Raw genomic sequence first — 19,241 nt, 5'->3', positions numbered from 1 at the left:
ATACGTAACATTATATTTAAGATTATATTGAAATTGATAATCATTATCAATCAAATTTTCTATTTTTCAAGAAATGGAGGACACAAATGTCTTGCCTATATACAGAAGACTTAAGCATTGGCTATGAGGAACGTTTAATTGTGAAAGAGCTTTCCGTAAAAATTCCGAATAATAAAATCACCACAATTATTGGACCGAATGGCTGTGGAAAGTCTACTCTCTTGAAGGCTATCACTCGTATTATTTCTCATCAATCCGGGGCAGTTATTCTAGATGGAGAAAATATCATAAAAGAAAATACAAAGATGCTTGCTAAGAAAATAGCAATCCTTCCACAGACACCAGAAAGTGCAAGTGGTTTAACAGTTGGAGAGCTTGTTTCCTATGGCCGCTTCCCTTATCAAAAAGGCTTCGGACGATTAACGAAAAAAGATTATGAAGTCATTGACTGGGCACTTGAAGTTACAGGTACAAAGGACTTTAAATTCCGTCCTGTTGACGCGCTATCAGGTGGTCAGCGTCAACGCGTTTGGATTGCTATGGCCCTTGCCCAAGAAACGGAAATTATTTTTCTTGATGAACCTACCACCTATTTAGATATGGCTCATCAGCTAGAAGTATTAGAGCTTTTACAAAAGCTAAATGAAGAACAAGGGCGAACGATTGTTATGGTTCTTCATGATTTAAACCAAGCAGCCCGCTTTGCTGACTTTATTATCGCTTTAAAGGACGGAGAAATTGTAAAGGCTGGAGATTGCGAAGAAGTAATAAACCACAATGTGCTAAAAAAAGTATTTCACATTGATGCTGAAATTGGTCTAGATCCCAGGACTAAGAAACCAATGTGTATCACATATAATTTATTAAAAGGAGAATATAAAGATGAAAAAACGATTGATCCCATTTATTCTTCTCTCAGTGCTACTTATTAGTGCCTGTGGGAACAAGGCAACAGATAAAGCCAATTCCACTCCAGATGAGAAAAAAACGGACACCATTACATATCAATCTGAAAATGGCCCGATCGAAGTACCTGCTGACCCACAACGTGTAATCGTTCTTTCTTCTTTCGCAGGTAACGTCATGTCGTTAGGTGTAAATCTTGTTGGGGTAGATTCATGGTCAAAGATGAATCCTCGTTTTGATTCAAAATTAAAAGATGTGGAAGAAGTTTCAGATGAAAGCTTAGAAAAAATCATTGAATTAGATCCAGACTTAATCATTGGCTTATCCAATATTAAAAACGTTGATAAACTAAGCGAAATTGCTCCTACTGTAACGTATACATACGGAAAAGTAGATTATTTAACTCAACACTTAGAAATTGGCAAACTATTAAATAAAGAAAAAGAGGCACAGGCTTGGATTGATGATTTCAAAAAACGTGCACAAACAGCTGGAGAAGAGATTAAAGCAAAAATTGGTGAGGACGCAACGGTTTCAGTCATTGAAAACTGGGATAAACAGTTATATGTATACGGCGATAATTGGGGACGCGGAACCGAAATTCTATACCAAGAGATGAAATTGGCCATGCCTGAAAAAGTAAAAGAAATGGCTTTAAAGGACGGTTACTATGCAATATCTCTAGAAGTTCTTCCTGAGTTTGCTGGAGACTATGTCATCTTAAGTAAAAACAAAGACACTGACAATTCATTCCAAGAAACGGACACGTACAAAAACATCCCAGCTGTCAAAAACAATCAGGTCTTTGAAGCAAATGCACAGGAGTTCTATTTTAATGATCCTTTAACATTAGATTTCCAATTAGAATTCTTTAAAAAAAGCTTTCTTGGCAACTAATTGTGCGAGAAAGGATTCTTACTCAGAAGAATTCCTTTTCCTTATTTTATTTAAAAAGAGAAGTGAGTGAAGATGACAAAAGAAAATCAACATTCCATTCCATTTATATATAAGTTTATTGCAGGAATCCTTGCATTTTTTTGCATGTTTATTATTTCTATGGTATTTGGAGCTGCCGACACGACTATCAAAGATGTGTGGCTAGCACTTACTTCTCAAGCAACAGGAGATAAAATGTCCATTATCCGTGAAATTCGTTTCCCTCGTGAAGTAGCAGCCATTTTTGTTGGTGCGGCACTGGCCATATCTGGTGCCATCATGCAAGGAATGACTAGAAATCCACTTGCCGACCCAGGCTTACTTGGGTTAACTGCGGGGGCAAATGCGGCACTAGCACTGACGATTGCATTTAATCCATCAGCGAATTACCTTGGGATTCTAATTGCATGTTTTATTGGGGCGGCAGTCGGAGCGCTAATGGTCTTTGGCATGGGAGCCTTGAAAAAGGGGGGTTTTTCTCCTTTTCGTATTGTCCTTGCTGGCGCTGCCGTTTCCGCATTTTTATATGCAATTGCAGAAGGAATTGGGATTTACTTCAAAATCTCCAAAGATGTATCGATGTGGACGGCAGGAGGAATGATCGGAGCTTCTTGGAATCAGCTTCAGATTATCATTCCCTTCATTTTAATCGGAATTCTTATTTCTCTTCTCCTTTCTAGGCAGCTTACCATTCTTAGTTTGAGTGAAGAAATAGCCGTTGGTTTAGGGCAAAAGACAACACAAATCAAGACGATTCTATTCATTGTCATTACCCTCCTTGCAGGTGCATCTGTTGCACTTGTAGGGAATATGGCTTTCATTGGTTTGATGGTCCCTCATATCGTCCGGGCGATCGTTGGCACGGATTACCGTTTTATCCTACCAATGTCAGGCATTGTTGGAGCGACTTTTATGTTATTTGCTGATACGCTTGGCCGGACAATTAATTCACCCTATGAAACACCTGTTGCAGCCATCGTTGCGATGTTTGGACTTCCTTTCTTCTTGTTCATCGTGCGCAAAGGAGGGAAAGCATTCTCATGATACATCCAGCATTATTAAAAAAACAACGAATCATATTAGCCGTTTTACTAGCACTTATTATTTTCACGATTGTTATTGGAATGGGGATCGGCTACTCCTCACTATCGTATGACAGACTCATTCCAACCTTTCTCGGCCAAGGTACGTTTAAAGAGGAATTTGTTTTATTTTCCGTACGTTTACCGCGAATCATCATTACTTTGTTAGCTGGAATGGCACTCGCGCTATCTGGTGCGATTTTACAAGGTATCACTCGTAATGATTTAGCTGACCCAGGTATTATCGGGATTAACTCTGGAGCAGGTGTGGCTATTACCGTTTTCTTTTTATTTTCCCCGATCGAAGCTGGTTCATTTGTGTATTTGCTTCCACTTGTCGCTTTTGCCGGGGCATTACTTACGGCATGTATCATATATATGTTTGCCTATAACAAAAATGCAGGCCTTCAGCCAGTACGGCTCGTGCTCGTTGGAGTTGGATTCTCAATGGCTCTTTCCGGAGTTATGATTGTCCTTATTTCTTCTGCTGAACGTGCAAAAGTAGACTTTATCGCCAAATGGTTGGCGGGGAATATTTGGGGTACGGATTGGCCTTTCATTTTGGCCATTCTCCCATGGCTGGCTGTCCTAATTCCATTTACATTGTACAAAGCCAATCGATTGAACCTCCTTGGCTTAAGCGAACCCGTAGCAATTGGTGTGGGAGTATCGATTGAAAAAGAACGGATCGTCTTACTTTTAGCTGCTGTTGCGCTTGCAGCCTCTGCTGTTTCCGTCACGGGAGGGATTTCCTTTATCGGACTCATGGCTCCACATATTGCCAAAGCATTAGTAGGACCAAGAAATCAACTGTTCCTCCCCGTCGCCATTCTCATTGGCGGATGGCTCTTAGTAGTTGCAGATACCATCGGAAGAAACTTAGTTGAACCCGATGGAATACCAGCAGGGATTATGGTTGCATTAATTGGGGCTCCGTATTTTATGTATTTATTGTTGAAGAAATAATTAACCCCCTTTAGGATTGAAGCCTCAAGGGGGTTTTTTATAATATTTATGATTTCCATATTTATTGTACCTTTCCCTATCCCGTTAAGCATACTTCTGTTCCTCTAGTTCCCCAATAACACCGGAATAAGCTAAAAGCAGCTGCTCAAATATCTGCTCCCACTTTTGCGTTAATGCATAATTTCTTCCAGCAGAGCTCATTTGTTTCCGTAAGCTTTCATTGTTCAAAAGATCTAAGACTGCCGTTGCAAATTCTTGTGCATCACCTGGCTGGCAAAGGCGGCCTGTTACACCATCTTGAATAATACTTTTAACACCTCCTGAATTGGCACCGATGACAGGTGTTCCACTTGCTAGTGATTCAAGGACGACATTTCCAAATGTTTCAGTTGGGGATGGAAATACGAATAAATCTGATGCAGAATAAACCTCAGCCAATGCCTTTCCTTTTAGGAATCCAACAAAAGACATGTTTTTGGGTGCACTATTTTGAAGCTGTTCTTTTAAAGGACCATCTCCGACAATGACCCATTGAATATTCTCATTTACTTCATCAGGGATCAATTTAACCACTTCAAGGAGTGTTTTTACATCTTTCTCTGGAGCTAATCGTCCAACATAGGTTAAAATGTATTTCTTGCGAATTCTATACTGCTGACGAACCGCGAACCGATCATAATAAGGATGAAAGAAAGTGCAGTCCACTCCTCTTGACCATATTTCCATTTTACTGAATCCTTTGCTTCTTAACTTTTCTAATGTTTCCCTTGAAGGGACAAAAATTTTTTTAAATGGAAGATGGAACCATTTCATATATGTCCAAAGATAACTTGAAAGAAATTCAAGTTCATAGAAGCTTAAATAATAATCGAAATCAGTATGATATGAACCGACTAGAGGAATATTTAGTTTTTTAGCATAATAAGAACCGCAAAGTCCCATGTTAAAAGGGGTAGCAACATGGATAATATCCGGTTCAAAATTTTGTAATTCCTCCTTGATCTGAAAAATGTTCGGAAATGCTAAGCGACATTCAGGATATAAGAAAAAGGAAAGACTCTTAAAACGGTGAATATGCTCCGAAACATATTCATCCGAGCGAGTACTCGGAGCGAAAACCTTAAAGGAAATGTTCTGATCATCTAAATAATCCGTAAACCTCTTTAATGTTCGAGCAACTCCATTAATGTCTGGATAAAAGGTATCTGTGAAAAATGCAATTTTCATAGGATCCTCCCTCGACTTAGATCGAAAATATCCATTTTATACATGTAAAACAAGAAAACAGAGGCTTCCCAAGCTTGCTCCTAGAATCCCGCCAGCTATTACGTCTGATGGATAATGCAAGCCAAGGTAAATTCTTGATAAACCGACAATAAACGCTAAAGGAAGCAGCACAAAAGCTAAAATAGGTATATACAGGACAAATGGAATCACCACTGAAAAAATAGCCGTTGTATGACCTGAAGGGAACGAATGGTCTTGCAAAGGATTGGAGGGATAATGGGCATTTGCCAAAATCATATACGGCCTTTTTCGAGGGTACATTTTTTTGACAATGTGTACTGGTAAATGACTTATAGCTAAGGCTACAGCACTGGAAACAGCCGTCATCCTGCTCTGTCCATTCAGAATAAACATCAGTAATAGGAGCGTCGTAATCAAAACTGTCGCTCCCCCAATGTGAGTGATACGGCGAAAAAAAAGATTTAACCATTTTTTATGAAAGTAACGATTAACTTTATTAAATAAGCGGCATTCATAATCATATAAAAAATGTAGCTTTCTCATCATTGTCTTTTCCCCTTTTTCCATTTCTAAATAATACTTTTCGTATTCATTAGTGCATTTGTTATCATTGGTCTTCCAATTGACAAATAGGTTATTGGATACTTCTGGACCTCTTCAAGTGGATAGCAATTTCGTCCGTCCATGATAACTGCTTCTTTCATATATTCCACATACGTATTTAAAGGGAGTTGAACGATCTCATCCCACTCGGTTGCAATAATTGCAATCTCCGCATTCGTTAGGGCCACCCTAATCTCCGTCGTATATTCAATCGTGTCTCCTAAGACTAATTGTGCGTTCGTTAGGGCCACTGGATCATAGGCTGTAATCACCGCACCTTCCTCCAGCAATTCTCTAATAATGGTTAAGGAAGGAGCTTCGCGAACATCATCTGTGTTAGGTTTGAAGGAAAGGCCCATTAAAGCAACCTTTTTCCCTCTTAAATGCCCAACCGCACCCTTTACTTTCGTAACTGCGATTGTTTGTTGTCGATTATTTACCTTGATCACGGCCTCTAATAATTCGAATTTGTGTTTAACATTTCCCGATAATTGAACAAGTGCCTTCGTATCCTTCGGAAAACAAGAACCCCCATAGCCAATTCCAGCTCTTAAGAATCGATGACCAATTCGTTTGTCTTGCCCAACTCCATAAGCAACTTCTTCAACATTCGCACCGACTTGTTCACAAATAAACGCAATTTCGTTAATAAAACTAATTTTCGTAGCCAAAAATGCATTGGACACGTATTTAATCATTTCTGCACTTCTAATATCTGTTTTTATTATTGGAATTTTCAAAGGTAGATAGATTTGTTCCAACACGGCTGCTACCTGAGGATGTGAGGCGCCAATGACAATACGGTCACCGTGAAAAAAATCAAAAATAGCAGAGCCTTCGCGAAGGAATTCAGGATTTGAGGCCACCTCTACATGTACGTTTGGAGGTTTTTCGCAATGAACTAAATGCTTAATTCTGTCGTTTGTGCCAACAGGAACCGTGCTTTTCGTACAAATAAGCACGTCATTTTCAATATTTAAGGCGATCGAGCGAGCCACAGCAAAGACGTCATCTAAATTTGCTGTTCCGTCGTCATTCTCTGGTGTTCCAACCGCGATAAAAATGATTTCCGCATCTGAATATGCATATTGAGGGTTTGTTGTAAAATCCAATCGGCCGCTAGAAAGATTTTTAATTAGCAGAGGTTTAAGTCTAGGCTCGTAAATTGGAGATAACCCAGCTTGCAAAAGTGAGATTTTTTCTTCTTGGATATCGATGCATGTTACATGATGACCAATTTCAGCTAAGCAAACACCTGTAGTTAACCCCACATATCCTGTACCAGCAACCGTAATTTTCACACAATCCCTCCCTATCAATTTGCTTTCTCTACCACCATTTTATTAGACGAATTTAAATTCTTTCTTGAGCTAGTGTTAAAACAGTGTTAACAATTTGTAACTGCTGAAAAAATTCATTTAATCTTTTCGATTTCTTTACAAAACTAATTTGTCTCTCCATATTCTCTATAAATTTTCATGATACAATAAATTCGCAAATATCATTAAGCGATAGCTAACAAGGAAAGAGGGTTTTCGTTAATGAGTGGTCCTACCACATTAATTCTTACAGCCCGTTATGGAAGTGGGCATCTTAAAGCAGCTAATGTTCTTTTCCACGAACTACAGCAAAAAGGCTTTGAGCCTGTTATATCCGATTTGTTTGGCGAGTCCTACCCTGCCTTCTCTACCATTACCCAATCATTATTTATGAAAAGCTTTTCGTACGGTTCCTCTTTCTATAAGTGGTTTTATTACGGTACAAATAAATTAAATTCAAAAGGACTCTCACAATTCTCTAGATATCTTGGCCGTAAAAGGCTTCTTGAACTCATCCATGAACACCAGCCAAATTTTATTATTTTAACATTTCCACTTCATGCTGCACCCTTTCTTATAAAAAAAGCGCAATACTCCATCCCGACTTATACAGTCATCACTGACTACTGCCTGCATCCTTACTGGATAAACCCATTAATTGATCATTATTTTGTTGGTTCTGAATCGGTCAAAAGCTCTCTGCTAAAATATAAAATAGCTGAAAATCGGATAACCGTCAGTGGTATTCCGATTCGTCCAGAGTTTGAGATGCCTATTCATAAAGAAACTTTCTATCAAAAATACAATATTTCTCCTCAGAAAAAAGTCATTACAGTTCTTTCAGGAGCATTTGGTGTTTTAAAAAATGTAAAGGAGTTGTGCCAGCTGCTTTTAAATCATCCCGACTTTCAAATTATCGCTATTTCAGGATATAACGAAAATTTATATGAACTTCTTATGCCATTAACTCTTTTATTCCCTAAGTCTTTCCGTTTGTTGAGATATGTAGAGGATATCCAAGGACTTTTTGCCATATCCGATTGCATCATCACAAAACCAGGAGGAATTACCCTTACTGAGGCTGCAGCATTGCAAGTTCCCTTAATTCTTCATAACCCTCTACCCGGACAAGAAGGTGAAAATGCCGTGTGTTTTTCCAGAAAAGGTGCTGCTCTTGTTTCAAGATCAGTCATTGAATCAGTTGAACATGTAAAAACTCTTTTACAAAATAAAGAAAAAACCCAAAACATGAAAAAAGCATTGAAAAATACTTTTATCCAGCTTTCGGCCTCAACGATTATCGATCATGCAATCGAGCAAGTGAGGCAGCCAGCTTGCAAAACGCTATATCGCTGAAATTAAACTTCCTTTATTAAAAGACTTATAGAGTTGGAGCTAAAGGATTAAAATCCCATTTGACGATTTATGAATTATTCTTTATTATATGGTAATGAGAATACCCGTACTTGAACGGGAGAGGTTCATAGCTAATACCCTCTATAAAAAACTATGGATACATGACAATACGCCATGTCCATACTGGACATGGCTTTTTATGTTTTTGATCCTATAAGTTGAAATAGAATGGTTTAAGAAAACTCTCTTGGAAAAGTCTCGGGACAATTTTACAAGGGGGTTTTTTTATGTCTGGCAGAAGCCATGAAGAAGGTTTAAAGGACTTAACATTATTAGGTAATCAACAAACAAAATATACATTTAATTATGCTCCAGAGGTATTAGAGGCAGTCGATAATCTTCATACCAATCGTGACTACTTCGTAAAATTTAATTGTCCAGAGTTCACCAGTTTATGCCCATTAACACATCAACCTGACTTTGCAACGATGTACATCTCGTACATCCCCAATAAAAAAATAGTAGAGAGCAAATCCCTTAAGTTATATCTATTTAGTTTTAGGAATCACGGTGACTTCCATGAGGATTGCGTCAATATTATCATGAACGATTTAATCAAATTACTTGAACCAAAATATATTGAGGTTTGGGGTAAATTCACACCACGTGGCGGAATTTCTATTGATCCTTGGTGCAATTATGGAATACCTGGTACTAAGTACGAGGAAATGGCCCATTTTCGTTTAATGAACCATGATATCTATCCTGAAAAAATAGATAATCGTTAAGGGAGAGCAAAGAAATGATTTTATATTTAAATGGTATTTTTGTAGGACTATTAATCTTAGCAAACATAGTGGCTGTAAAGCTTTTTAGCATAGGAGATTGGGCTATACTTCCTGCTGCTGTCATTGTCTATATTTTTACGTATCCCATTATCGATGTAATTGTAGAGGTATATGGAAAAAAAGCAGGACAAAGGACGGTTCAGGCGGGACTCATTACACAAATTCTTGCTCTTATCTTTATTGCTATTACCGTCCACTTGCCAGCAGCACCTGTTTTTAAAGATCAGGAATCCTTTCAAACGATTTTAAATGGAAGCTTTCGAGTAATCGTTGCGAGCCTTATCTCCTATTTAGTAAGTCAAAATCTAGATGTTTTTGTGTTTAACCGTTTAAAGAGCATGCATGGGCAAAAGAAATTATGGCTGCGAAATAATGCTTCAACCATGCTGAGTCAATTGATTGATACGACCATTTTTATTACAATTGCCTTCATCGGAACAATGCCTCTAGCTGTATTAGGCGGCTTAATCGTAACGCAATATATCTTTAAATTTTTTGCATCCATATTCATTACTCCGCTCGTTTATTTACTTGTTCATCTTATTAGGAAACGGGAACCAGAAGCTTCTTTGTCAAAGGAAGTATAAAAATATGATTCAATAGCACTAACCCCCTTTGTTATGAATGGCCAAGGGGGTTATTCATTACACTAGTTTTTTCACACTTTTAACAGCGAACTAGCCATTTTATTGAGTTAAATAACATAGCCACTAAATTAGAAAAAGGAAAAAACAAAAAGATAGCGAAAACTAATAAAGGGGAAATTGCTCGCGATTACAGCCCCTATGACTAAATCAGATAGTACCAATACACTCAAATCCACTTCCCTAATCTTATCACTTCTTTGACCTACTATTAATTTTCATTCCTTTTTCTGAAAGTTCTATTATCCTAGGAAGGAGCATTAAATTGATCAAAATTGGAGCCGTATTTGTACCTGTACGTAATGTTGAAACTGCAATCGAGTGGTATAAGGAGAAGCTTGGGCTTAATTATGTAGGCACATGGCCTGGAAATACCGGTGCAGATTTTTATTTTACCGCGGAGAAACAATATTTGACGCTCGTAAAAGTAGAGGAAAAGCAAGAAATAGAGTTTGCAATTACTGCTAAACACTACAATGCCTACTATAACTTTACAACAACAGATATAGAATCTTATCACCAACACTTACAACAGAAAGGGGTACATGTTACAGAAATTAAAGATCATGGTCCCATCATGTGTTTTAATTTTTATGACTTGGATGGCAATATGTTCGGCGTCATAGTGGATAAATAAAAATTCATTAGATTGTGAAGAAGATGCCTAATTTTGGAACCAAAAGTTATTAAGAATCCATCATTTCAGGTAATCGGTTATCATTTTGAAGCAAATCTTTGGGAAATTGAGGAAAAAAATAAAAGTATGATTCAAGTACAATTGAATCATACTTTTATTTGCTTTTAATTCTTATTAGTTTTTGAATGCTTTATCCCGTTCAGAGAACACGATAGAACAGATCGCTTCATTTGTTGCCACTATTTCAATAACTCCAATTGATGATTCATAATCTACTCGATGCCATTTATTCATATAAGGACCTCCAAAGGTAAACGATTCATCGTAGCCACTCTAATAGCGAATTCTTTTTACTAAAAATTCGCTGGGACTGCCCCCAAAACCTTCTTAGGCTTTTAATAATCAAAATAACGACGAAGTAAATAAGAAATCCATTTACAATGAGGATGATTTTTAATATTTTCTAGTAATCCTCTTACAATAGCAGGACTGAATGTCGGTTCAAGCAGTTGCTGCTTTAGCAGGATGACCGATTCTTTTACAATAGGTTCTTCAATTTCATCTATTTTTTGTTCCAAAATTTCAAGGATCTGTTCTTTTGATACTTCTTCATTCATCGGTTGCGTAAATACTTGGATTAGCTCTTGCGAAATAAATGGTACAGTCGTATGTCGAGCTAGTAAATTTGTTTTTTCCACAAGCGACTCCGACAGTAATTTCAAATCTAACGGAACATTATAGAATAGAATTAACTGTGAATATATATTCATAAAGCCTTTAATACAATAAATTAAATCATATTTTGTCTCTTTGACTTCATCACCATATATACGTTCAATCATCGATAAAATAATGTTCTCAATTAATTTGTCGTAGTATTGCGTCTTTAAAATGAGTTCTTTATTTAATGTTTGCGATTGCTCTTTCATGATGATTTTTGCGAAATCAGAATGCTTATGAAACGAATGAAAGGTTTCATAATAAAATTCATATAAAAGATCCTCGTCACGAATTGCGCCTCTGACTATATAGTCAATATCAGAGGTGAACTGCATCATAAAATGGTCAATTAATGCTAAAATTAATTCGTCCTTCGATTTGAAGGATAAGTAAAAAGCACCTTTAGAAATTCCACAATGCTCTGTTATTTGTTGAACTGAGGTTGCTTCAAAACCTTGCTTCGCAAATAGTTCTAACGCTTTTTCCATAATTAATTGTTTTTTCATCATTTGATCGCTCCTATAGTCTTTCATTGACAAATGACTCATTAGTCAATTATTATAAATAATTGAGTTTGATAAGTCAATTTAGGGTAGGTGTAACAGTGAAAGGTTTAGTCAATTTTGTCCTAGGCAATAAACTAGCTGTATGGCTTCTTACAATAATTATTACTGCATCTGGTATTTATTCAGGTACACGAATGAATATGGAGACAATTCCTGATATTTCAATTCCTTACTTGATGGTAATGGACGTATACCCTGGAGCAACTCCTGAGAAAGTAATGGAAGAAGTATCCATACCTTTAGAGAAAGCAGTAGAGGGTCTCGAAGACGTTAAAGCCGTTTATTCAAATTCATATTCTAACATGGCAAGTATTCAAGTGGAATACGACTACGGTGTTGATATGGACGAGGCGAAACGTTCCTTAGAATCTGCGTTGGATGCAGTGAAATTACCAGAAGGAGCACAAAAGCCTACAACTTCGGCCATTAGCATGAACATGATGCCAGTTGTTGCACTAAGTGTAAGTAGTTCAGAAGAGGATATTGTTGAATTAACGTCAACAGTAGAGGACATTTTACTGCCGAAAATTGAGAAAATCGATGGTGTTGCGTCTGCAACTATTACAGGTCAGCATATTGAAGAAGTGGACCTTACTTATAACCAAGCGAAAATGGCTGAGCTTGGCTTAACCGAAGATAAAGTAAAGGAAATCATTCAAGCGAGTAATTTAGCCGTTTCATTAGGACTTTACGAGTTTGAAGAAGGTGAACAAGCTGTAGCAGTAGACGGCAAGTTCATGACAGCTGATGAATTAAAGAATATGCTTATTCCTGTCACACCATCAGCAAGCAATCCTTCTCCATTTGTGAAACTTAGCGACATTGCTACGATTGAAGTAGTTGGTAAAGTACAATCCGTTTCACGTACAAACGGTAAAGATGCCATTGCTGTTCAAATCGCCAAAGAGCAACAAGCAAACACTGTTGAAGTTGTAAACAGTGTGAAGAAGTTAATGAAAGAAGAAAAGGCAAACATCGACGGTCTTATTATCGATGTATCACTTGACCAAGGAAAACCAATTGAACAATCCGTTTCAACAATGATTGAAAAAGCGTTATTTGGTGGTTTAATTGCCGTATTAATCATACTTCTATTCCTACGTGATTTTAAATCAACCATTATTTCGATCATTTCTATTCCTGTTTCGGTTTTCATGGCTTTAATGATACTAAACTGGATGGACATTACACTTAATATTATGACGCTTGGTGCAATTACAGTTGCCATCGGTCGTGTAATCGATGACTCTATTGTAGTAGTTGAAAATATTTATCGTCGTCTGCATTTAAAAGAAGAGAAATTAACAGGTCGCGCTCTTATACGTGAAGCGACAATTGAAATGTTCAAACCAATCCTGTCATCAACATTAGTAACGGTTGCGGTATTCGCCCCGCTTATCTTCGTTGGTGGTATGGTCGGCGAGATGTTCATGCCGTTCGCACTAACAATGACGTTTGCACTTGGAGCTTCATTAATTGTTGCCATAACCATTGTTCCTGCATTATCTCACTACTTATTTAAGAAAAAATTATATAGTGAAAAGACAGAAAGCAGTCATAAAGAGGCTGGTAAATTGGCTAAATGGTACAAAGGGCTTCTTAATAAGGCACTTTACCATAAAGTGATTACTTCAATCCTTGCTGTTGTCTTATTAGCCAGCAGTTTGGCGTTAACACCATTAATCGGTTTTAGCTTCATGGGCAGTGACGAAGAAAAAGTAATGTATTTAACATACACACCAAAAGCAGGTGAGCTGCCAGAAGATACATTAGAAAACATTAGTGTAGTCGAGGAGAAGATGTTAAAACGGGATGATATTGATATCGTTCAAATATCGGTAACGGAAAGCGGCGATCCAGCGGCAGCGATGATGGGTGGCGGAGCAGGCGGTGCATTAATGTACCTAATCTTTGATCCAGACATGGAAAACTTCCCAGAAGCCCGCGAGGAAATTGAAGATTATGTGTTCAATATTGGTCAAAGCGGCGAGTGGAAGAGTCAGAACTTCTCTTCTATGTCGATGCCTACAAATGAAATCAGCTACACATTCTACAGTGAAGATTTAGATAAACTAAATGATTCTGTAAAAATGGTTGAAGACATTATGAAGAAAAATGACGGCATAAAAGACGTTTCTTCATCTGCAGAGGATGCCTATGTTGAGTACACATTCAATGTAGCACAAGATGAATTACTGAAATATGGATTAACAACGGGTCAAATCGTCATGATGCTAAACCCAACAAAAACACAAGATGTTCTAACAACGGTTGAAAAGAACGGTGACTCATTAGATGTGATCGTTCAACAGGAACAAGCTGCACAACCAAAATCAATCGATGATATGTTAGCAACACAAGTACCGACAGCACTTGGTACGACAATGCCACTTTCAGAGCTTGTAACCGTTGAGAAAGGTACAACTTTCAATACACTTGCACGCAGCAAAGGTGAATACTACGCAACCGTTTCAGGAACGAGTATTGATGAAGATATTTCAAAGGCAAGCTCTGAAGTAAATAAGGCCATTGATAAATTAGATTTACCTAAAGGGGTTACAGTCGGCGTTGCGGGTGTAGCTGCTGATATGACTGAAACCTTTACACAGCTTGGTGTTGCCATGCTTGCGGCAGTCGCAATCGTGTACTTCATCCTTGTTGTAACATTCCGTGAAGGTGTCGCACCATTTGCGATCCTATTCTCATTACCATTTGCAGTAATTGGTTCATTTGTTGGTTTATTTATCGCTGGTGAAACCATCTCTGTTTCTGTCATGATGGGTCTATTAATGTTAATCGGTATTGTTGTAACGAACGCCATCGTACTTGTGGACCGTATTATTCATATGGAACGTGATGGTATGAGTATGCGTGAAGCGGTTCTAGAAGCTGGCTCTACACGTCTACGTCCAATCCTAATGACAGCAATCGCAACGATTGGTGCGCTAATCCCATTAGCACTCGGCACAGGCGGTGGCGGTTTAATCTCAAAAGGGCTTGGAATTACAGTAATCGGTGGATTAACAAGCTCGACGTTATTAACATTATTTATTGTCCCAATTGTTTTTGAAGTATTATCTAAGTTATTTAAGAAAAACCGTAAGGAAGTAGAAGAAAACTAAAACAAAAGGCCCTACAAGGTGATACTTCATCTTGTAGGGCTTTTTATTTAGCTTAATTTATACAACAGTTTACATCTTTCGACATAAATCCTACAAAATAAGGACTTTTTTAATATTTTATACTATATTTTGTATGTTAATATTTTAGTATGGATAGGTCTTTAATCTTAAATATTCATATATAGGAGATGAGATTTTGGCTAGCGAAATGGATAAAAAAGGAATTGGTTGGTTTAAAGGCGTCCTGTCTTATCAAAACCAAGTGGAGAAAAATAGTGCAGAACAGCAAGAAATCGCAGAAATGATTGTAGATGAGCCGGCTAATTCTATGAACGAGTATGAGCAGCCTGTTACAAATGGTAATAAAAACCTATTTTCAAAAAATGACCAGGATAAAATAGCATTGGATGTTATTGTTTCTTTAGAAAACATGCTTAAGGATCGTCAATTGCAGTCTTATAAATATAAAGGGCTTGAGGATCAATTATTTACAGCAAATGAAACAATTAATCGTTATAAGCATGATCAAATTAAGAAAGACCAGCTTATCCAAGAAAAGAAGAAGGAAATTCGTGAATTAGAAAATAACCTGACAAACAAACAAATGAGATATGATCAGCTCCTTGAGGATTATAAAGAATATCAGCTTACATCAAACATGGAATTTGAGAAGATCTCCAATCAGCTTGAAACAGAAACAGCTAAATACAACAAGCTTACTGAAGAATCTACGAATGCTCAATATCAAAGTATGTTAAAAATCAATGAGCTTGAAGATAAAATTAGAAACCTAGAAATAGAAAATCAAAAATATGCAGAACAATATCAGAAGCTCGTTGATGATAAGGCTCAATTAATGCAAACCATTAATGATTTTACAGAGAAAATGTCCTTTTCTTTTACAACAAAAGCAAGTACTTCTAATCAATCAGAATAACAGCTAGCCGCTCGTTCGAGACAACTAGAGAGGGGAGGGCAACCATGTCAGTCTACCACGGAAAAATACTTGAACTAGTAGCAATTGAAAAGAGTAACGAAAAATCATATTTACGCATAAAGTTATCCTTTGAACAAGAAGATGAACTTTTTTGGGAAATTGACAGTGATACAGCTGAAAATTTAATAACCATATCTGAATTTGATGAAAATCACAAATACAGATTATCGTTACATACAACAATAGACACAAACAAAAAACAATACATAAGTTATATGACAAGGACATACCGTGAAAAAAGTGAGCGAATTTATTTTGCTTGTTCAGCAGATTACAAAAACAACTTAGATTCTATTAAAAACACACAAAGTGTTAACGATTTTAAAAAACTTCCTTACTTATCTTCTAATCTATCAGCAATTGAAGAAAAAAAGATTGAAGAGAAAAATAAAGCAGTCAATTCAAAAGGATACAAGCTTCCATTTAAATGGGTGAGCGTTGTCATGATTTGTGTTATTTTTTCCATACTGTTTGGATATTCAAATCACTCAAATTTAAATGAGCCTGAAATCAATAATAACACTATTCCAATTGCAGAAGCGAAAACTGTTGATGTCAATGAAGTAAATAGTAATAACGTTGTTACGCCAGCTACTAAATTAGTAAAAGATGAATCCACTCCATCTAGTCCTCCTTATATAAAACTGGATGAGTCCATAGCATACAGCCTTCCAGAAGGCTATGTGGCCCTTACTTTCGATGATGGCCCTTCTAAATATACAGTGGAGATCGTTGATATTTTAAAGAAATACAAGGTTGGCGGTACTTTTTTCTTTATAGGAACGAATGCAAAAAAACGTCCTGACGACGTTCGATATGTTCAATCAAATAAATATTCGATTGGCAGCCATTCTATGAATCATCTAATCATGTCTGACCTTTCCTATGAAAAACAAGAAAATGAATTTATACAAGGAAATAAAGTAATAGAGGATATTACGAATGAAAAAGTAGTCCTCTTCAGACCACCTTATGCAGCATTTAATGACCAGACAAAAGATGCAGTCAATCATCACCAAAACAAAATAGTACTTTGGAATAGGGATACGGAAGATTGGAAATCTCGTGATGCAGATAAAATATTTAATTATATTCATAACACGGAATCATCCGGTTCCATCATCCTTTTGCACGAATCTCAAGCTGTGATTGATGCTTTACCTAAAATCATTGAGCACTTGCAAGAACAGAATTTAAAAATTGTCAGTTTGCAGTAAATTGGATCGTTCTTTTGCTGATACAAATACGAATAAACATCAATCCGATTTAAAATACTTTTACCGAAACAAAATAGATCCTATAGATCGATGAATGACTTCGTTCTATAGGATCTTTGTTAGGATTGAAGATTACAGTCAACTGACTCATTATTTCCGATAAGGTGAAACTTCCATCAGTGGGGGTTTTTTTCATCCCCCACTGATGGTTAGTTGCGGCCCACAGGAAGTGGGTCACACAGACGTTGCCACACGATGTGGCGCTATTAGTCTGTGTTCATTTTACGGGCTTTTACGGGCAGTTGTCCCCCACCTATCTTCCTCGCTTCTCTCTCAATCTTGAGGTGGGGGTCTTACTGCCCGTTAATGCGGGATAAGCATTTGAATTTGACAACTATAGGATTCTGTATTAAAGAAATCAGCAAATAACTCCACTTCAATCAAACTGTTAATTCTCAAATTATTTTCTTTTATATATTTAACCATTTCTCTTCTACGTTCCTCCTCATTCTCTTTACTATAGGCTAAAGTTAAATACTGTCCCTTTGGTAATATTTTTACATTTTCTTCAATTTCAATATTAGCATTTCCTTGAAATTGACTAAAAACATATTTCGGTTCTACATTGCCCTCTGAATTTAAGTTATATATGATTCCTCTATCCATTGACATTTTTTCTTCTCTATCTTGAATGATTTTCTCTAAATCCGAATAGTAAAGTAACTCCTTTAAACCTCCCACTTCTTTACATGGTGCTACAATTATGTAACGCTCTTCAAAGAATTTGATAGATATTTCATCATTATTTAATAGATCCTTAGAATTCTCTACCTGCATATTTAAGGTATCAATATTTTTAATTACTTCTTGCATTTTATTTATGTTTTCTTCTGCTTCATCTCTTTTTAATTGTAAAAATTTAAGTAATTTATCAGTATCACAGTCCTTAAATATCTCTTGAAGTTCACTTATACTAGTTCTTAACTCTCTACAACTTTTTATAATATCTATATAAATAAACTGATCTATAGAATAAAATCTATAACCTGTTTTCTCATCAATATATCTAGGAATAAGAATACCCATTTGGTGGTAATATCTTAACGCCTTTATTGTAATGTCTTTTATCTTAGCAACTTCCCCAATAGAAAATAACTTTTTCACTCTAATCACTTCCTTTATTTATTACTTACATGATCATTGACTCTCCTTTTAGAGGAGACTTTATGATCATAATAAGGTATTTACATTAAAATACCAAATTATATCAAAGGGATTTGATAAATATGGATAAAGTAATATACAGAAGTCTAGATAAAGAAGATTATGACTCCATTAAAGAATTAATTGGTGAAGCATTTGGCTTCAATAAATTTATTAAGGATAGGAATTTTTTAGATTCACTATTAAACATCTATCTACAAGGCTGTATTTTAGAAAGTACATTTAGCAAAGTAGCAGTAAAAAACAATAAGATTATTGGTGTTATTTTGGGGGATTCAAAAAATGACAAAAATCGTTTAAAGAAAGCTCATAATATTTTAAGTCTTGCCTATACCATGCTGAAAGTAAGCATGTCTAATAAAGAAAATAAAAAATTTATGAAAGAATTTTCAAAGGTTCAAGACACATATGAAGAACTTATACAAGGAAAAAAAGATGATTTTCAAGGTTGTATACAATTATTTATTGTATCAGAGGAATCTAGAGGTCTTGGGGTTGGAAAGTCTCTAATTCATCATTTGTTTAATTATATGAAAAGTACGGATGTGGAATCTTTATATCTATATACAGATGATAAATGTAACTATGGATTTTACGACAGTCAAAACTTTGAACGTATGAAAGAAAAAGAAATTTATTTTGATTCAAAACAAGATAAACTTAATGTATTTTTATACGGTTATCATTTTTAACGAATAGAAAAAATGAAAGTATTAAAGGAAAAACGGTTCCCCTTATTTGTAATAAGGGGAACCATCAATTTAGGATGGTGACTAAATGATAACATTCTTATCCAATTGTCTTAACCCCAACAAATAGTAGAGTCAAATTAAAACGAATGAAGGCTGTC

Annotated in this window: 17 protein-coding genes and 1 riboswitch; of the genes, 12 read left to right on the top strand and 5 right to left on the bottom strand. The window is 36.3% G+C overall.

Translation table 11 applies throughout. From position 1 onward, the window contains the following. Positions 1-86 precede the first annotated feature (86 nt). The 4 genes from KHA94_RS06940 (at position 87) to KHA94_RS06925 (ending at position 3,890) form a co-directional block, all read left to right on the top strand. Positions 87-932 carry an ABC transporter ATP-binding protein gene (locus tag KHA94_RS06940; protein ID WP_213101436.1) on the top strand — a complete coding sequence of 282 codons (846 nt, stop codon included), beginning with the start codon at positions 87-89 and terminating at the stop codon, positions 930-932. Continuing rightward, positions 883-1,803, top strand: a complete 921-nt coding sequence (locus KHA94_RS06935; protein WP_213101435.1) for an iron-hydroxamate ABC transporter substrate-binding protein — start codon at positions 883-885, stop codon at positions 1,801-1,803. The genes KHA94_RS06940 and KHA94_RS06935 overlap by 50 nt, the downstream gene beginning before the upstream one ends. A 72-nt stretch (positions 1,804-1,875) precedes the next feature. Next, a complete protein-coding gene (locus KHA94_RS06930) occupies positions 1,876-2,886 on the top strand; it encodes a FecCD family ABC transporter permease (RefSeq protein WP_213101434.1) in 1,011 nt (336 codons plus the stop codon). Beyond that, positions 2,883-3,890 carry a FecCD family ABC transporter permease gene (locus KHA94_RS06925; RefSeq protein WP_213101433.1) on the top strand — a complete coding sequence of 336 codons (1,008 nt, stop codon included), beginning with the start codon at positions 2,883-2,885 and terminating at the stop codon, positions 3,888-3,890. Before KHA94_RS06930 ends, KHA94_RS06925 begins: the two co-directional genes overlap by 4 nt. 84 nt (positions 3,891-3,974) lie before the next feature. Here KHA94_RS06925 and KHA94_RS06920 read toward each other — a convergent pair whose 3' ends face one another. The 3 genes from KHA94_RS06920 to KHA94_RS06910 are packed head-to-tail and all read right to left on the bottom strand — an operon-like array spanning position 3,975 to position 7,042. Then, positions 3,975-5,117 carry a glycosyltransferase family 4 protein gene (locus KHA94_RS06920; protein ID WP_213101432.1) on the bottom strand — a complete coding sequence of 381 codons (1,143 nt, stop codon included), beginning with the start codon at positions 5,115-5,117 and terminating at the stop codon, positions 3,975-3,977. 36 nt (positions 5,118-5,153) lie between these two features. Beyond that, complete coding sequence (locus KHA94_RS06915) at positions 5,154-5,684, bottom strand: phosphatase PAP2 family protein (protein WP_213101431.1); 531 nt, start codon at positions 5,682-5,684, stop codon at positions 5,154-5,156. A 23-nt stretch (positions 5,685-5,707) separates the two neighbouring features. After that, on the bottom strand, positions 5,708-7,042 hold the full coding sequence (locus KHA94_RS06910) for a UDP-glucose dehydrogenase family protein (protein ID WP_213101430.1): 1,335 nt from the start codon (positions 7,040-7,042) through the stop codon (positions 5,708-5,710). Positions 7,043-7,282: 240 nt separating this feature from the next. Here KHA94_RS06910 and KHA94_RS06905 point away from each other — a divergent pair, with 240 nt between their 5' ends. The 4 genes from KHA94_RS06905 (at position 7,283) to KHA94_RS06890 (ending at position 10,545) form a co-directional block, all read left to right on the top strand. Continuing rightward, positions 7,283-8,416 carry an MGDG synthase family glycosyltransferase gene (locus KHA94_RS06905; protein WP_213101429.1) on the top strand — a complete coding sequence of 378 codons (1,134 nt, stop codon included), beginning with the start codon at positions 7,283-7,285 and terminating at the stop codon, positions 8,414-8,416. Positions 8,417-8,530: 114 nt separating this feature from the next. Then, positions 8,531-8,577: riboswitch (PreQ1 riboswitch) on the top strand. A gap of 126 nt (positions 8,578-8,703) precedes the next feature. Then, positions 8,704-9,204, top strand: coding sequence for a preQ(1) synthase (gene queF, locus KHA94_RS06900; protein WP_213101428.1), 501 nt, complete (start codon positions 8,704-8,706; stop codon positions 9,202-9,204). A 14-nt stretch (positions 9,205-9,218) separates the two neighbouring features. Further along, positions 9,219-9,851 carry a queuosine precursor transporter gene (locus KHA94_RS06895; RefSeq protein WP_213101427.1) on the top strand — a complete coding sequence of 211 codons (633 nt, stop codon included), beginning with the start codon at positions 9,219-9,221 and terminating at the stop codon, positions 9,849-9,851. A gap of 322 nt (positions 9,852-10,173) precedes the next feature. Beyond that, positions 10,174-10,545 (top strand): VOC family protein, encoded by a 372-nt coding sequence (locus tag KHA94_RS06890; RefSeq protein ID WP_213101426.1) that lies wholly within the window; start codon positions 10,174-10,176, stop codon positions 10,543-10,545. A gap of 395 nt (positions 10,546-10,940) precedes the next feature. On the opposite strand, the gene KHA94_RS06885 is transcribed toward KHA94_RS06890, so the two are convergent. Further along, positions 10,941-11,774, bottom strand: a complete 834-nt coding sequence (locus KHA94_RS06885; RefSeq protein WP_213101425.1) for a TetR/AcrR family transcriptional regulator — start codon at positions 11,772-11,774, stop codon at positions 10,941-10,943. Positions 11,775-11,869: 95 nt separating this feature from the next. Here KHA94_RS06885 and KHA94_RS06880 point away from each other — a divergent pair, with 95 nt between their 5' ends. The 3 genes from KHA94_RS06880 to KHA94_RS06870 all read left to right on the top strand — a co-directional run bounded on the left by KHA94_RS06880 (position 11,870) and on the right by KHA94_RS06870 (position 17,167). Then, positions 11,870-14,953 (top strand): efflux RND transporter permease subunit, encoded by a 3,084-nt coding sequence (locus tag KHA94_RS06880; protein WP_213101424.1) that lies wholly within the window; start codon positions 11,870-11,872, stop codon positions 14,951-14,953. A 196-nt stretch (positions 14,954-15,149) separates the two neighbouring features. After that, positions 15,150-15,890, top strand: coding sequence for a hypothetical protein (locus KHA94_RS06875; RefSeq protein WP_213101423.1), 741 nt, complete (start codon positions 15,150-15,152; stop codon positions 15,888-15,890). A gap of 44 nt (positions 15,891-15,934) precedes the next feature. Continuing rightward, a complete protein-coding gene (locus KHA94_RS06870; RefSeq protein WP_213101422.1) occupies positions 15,935-17,167 on the top strand; it encodes a polysaccharide deacetylase family protein in 1,233 nt (410 codons plus the stop codon). A gap of 363 nt (positions 17,168-17,530) precedes the next feature. Here KHA94_RS06870 and KHA94_RS06865 read toward each other — a convergent pair whose 3' ends face one another. Next, complete coding sequence (locus KHA94_RS06865; RefSeq protein ID WP_213101421.1) at positions 17,531-18,331, bottom strand: MerR family transcriptional regulator; 801 nt, start codon at positions 18,329-18,331, stop codon at positions 17,531-17,533. Positions 18,332-18,453: 122 nt separating this feature from the next. On the opposite strand from KHA94_RS06865, the gene KHA94_RS06860 reads away from it, so the two are divergent. Then, complete coding sequence (locus tag KHA94_RS06860) at positions 18,454-19,083, top strand: GNAT family N-acetyltransferase (protein ID WP_213101420.1); 630 nt, start codon at positions 18,454-18,456, stop codon at positions 19,081-19,083. Positions 19,084-19,241 lie beyond the last annotated feature (158 nt).

The sequence above is a fragment of the Cytobacillus citreus genome, assembly GCF_018343665.1.
GTDB classification, from domain to species: domain Bacteria; phylum Bacillota; class Bacilli; order Bacillales; family Cytobacillaceae; genus Cytobacillus; species Cytobacillus citreus.
Note: the sequence above shows the minus strand (reverse complement) of the source record. Positions and strands in the feature narration are given on the sequence as shown.

Excerpts from the sequence above, each read along its gene's own strand:
- KHA94_RS06940 (WP_213101436.1), top strand. The coding sequence starts at position 87 with ATGTCTTGCCTATATACAGAAGACTTAAGCATTGGCTATGAGGAACGT.
- KHA94_RS06935 (WP_213101435.1), top strand. The coding sequence starts at position 883 with ATGAAAAAACGATTGATCCCATTTATTCTTCTCTCAGTGCTACTTATT.
- KHA94_RS06930 (WP_213101434.1), top strand. The coding sequence starts at position 1,876 with ATGACAAAAGAAAATCAACATTCCATTCCATTTATATATAAGTTTATT.
- KHA94_RS06925 (WP_213101433.1), top strand. The coding sequence starts at position 2,883 with ATGATACATCCAGCATTATTAAAAAAACAACGAATCATATTAGCCGTT.
- KHA94_RS06920 (WP_213101432.1), bottom strand. The coding sequence starts at position 5,117 with ATGAAAATTGCATTTTTCACAGATACCTTTTATCCAGACATTAATGGA.
- KHA94_RS06915 (WP_213101431.1), bottom strand. The coding sequence starts at position 5,684 with ATGATGAGAAAGCTACATTTTTTATATGATTATGAATGCCGCTTATTT.
- KHA94_RS06905 (WP_213101429.1), top strand. The coding sequence starts at position 7,283 with ATGAGTGGTCCTACCACATTAATTCTTACAGCCCGTTATGGAAGTGGG.
- queF (WP_213101428.1), top strand. The coding sequence starts at position 8,704 with ATGTCTGGCAGAAGCCATGAAGAAGGTTTAAAGGACTTAACATTATTA.
- KHA94_RS06895 (WP_213101427.1), top strand. The coding sequence starts at position 9,219 with ATGATTTTATATTTAAATGGTATTTTTGTAGGACTATTAATCTTAGCA.
- KHA94_RS06885 (WP_213101425.1), bottom strand. The coding sequence starts at position 11,774 with ATGATGAAAAAACAATTAATTATGGAAAAAGCGTTAGAACTATTTGCG.
- KHA94_RS06870 (WP_213101422.1), top strand. The coding sequence starts at position 15,935 with ATGTCAGTCTACCACGGAAAAATACTTGAACTAGTAGCAATTGAAAAG.
- KHA94_RS06860 (WP_213101420.1), top strand. The coding sequence starts at position 18,454 with ATGGATAAAGTAATATACAGAAGTCTAGATAAAGAAGATTATGACTCC.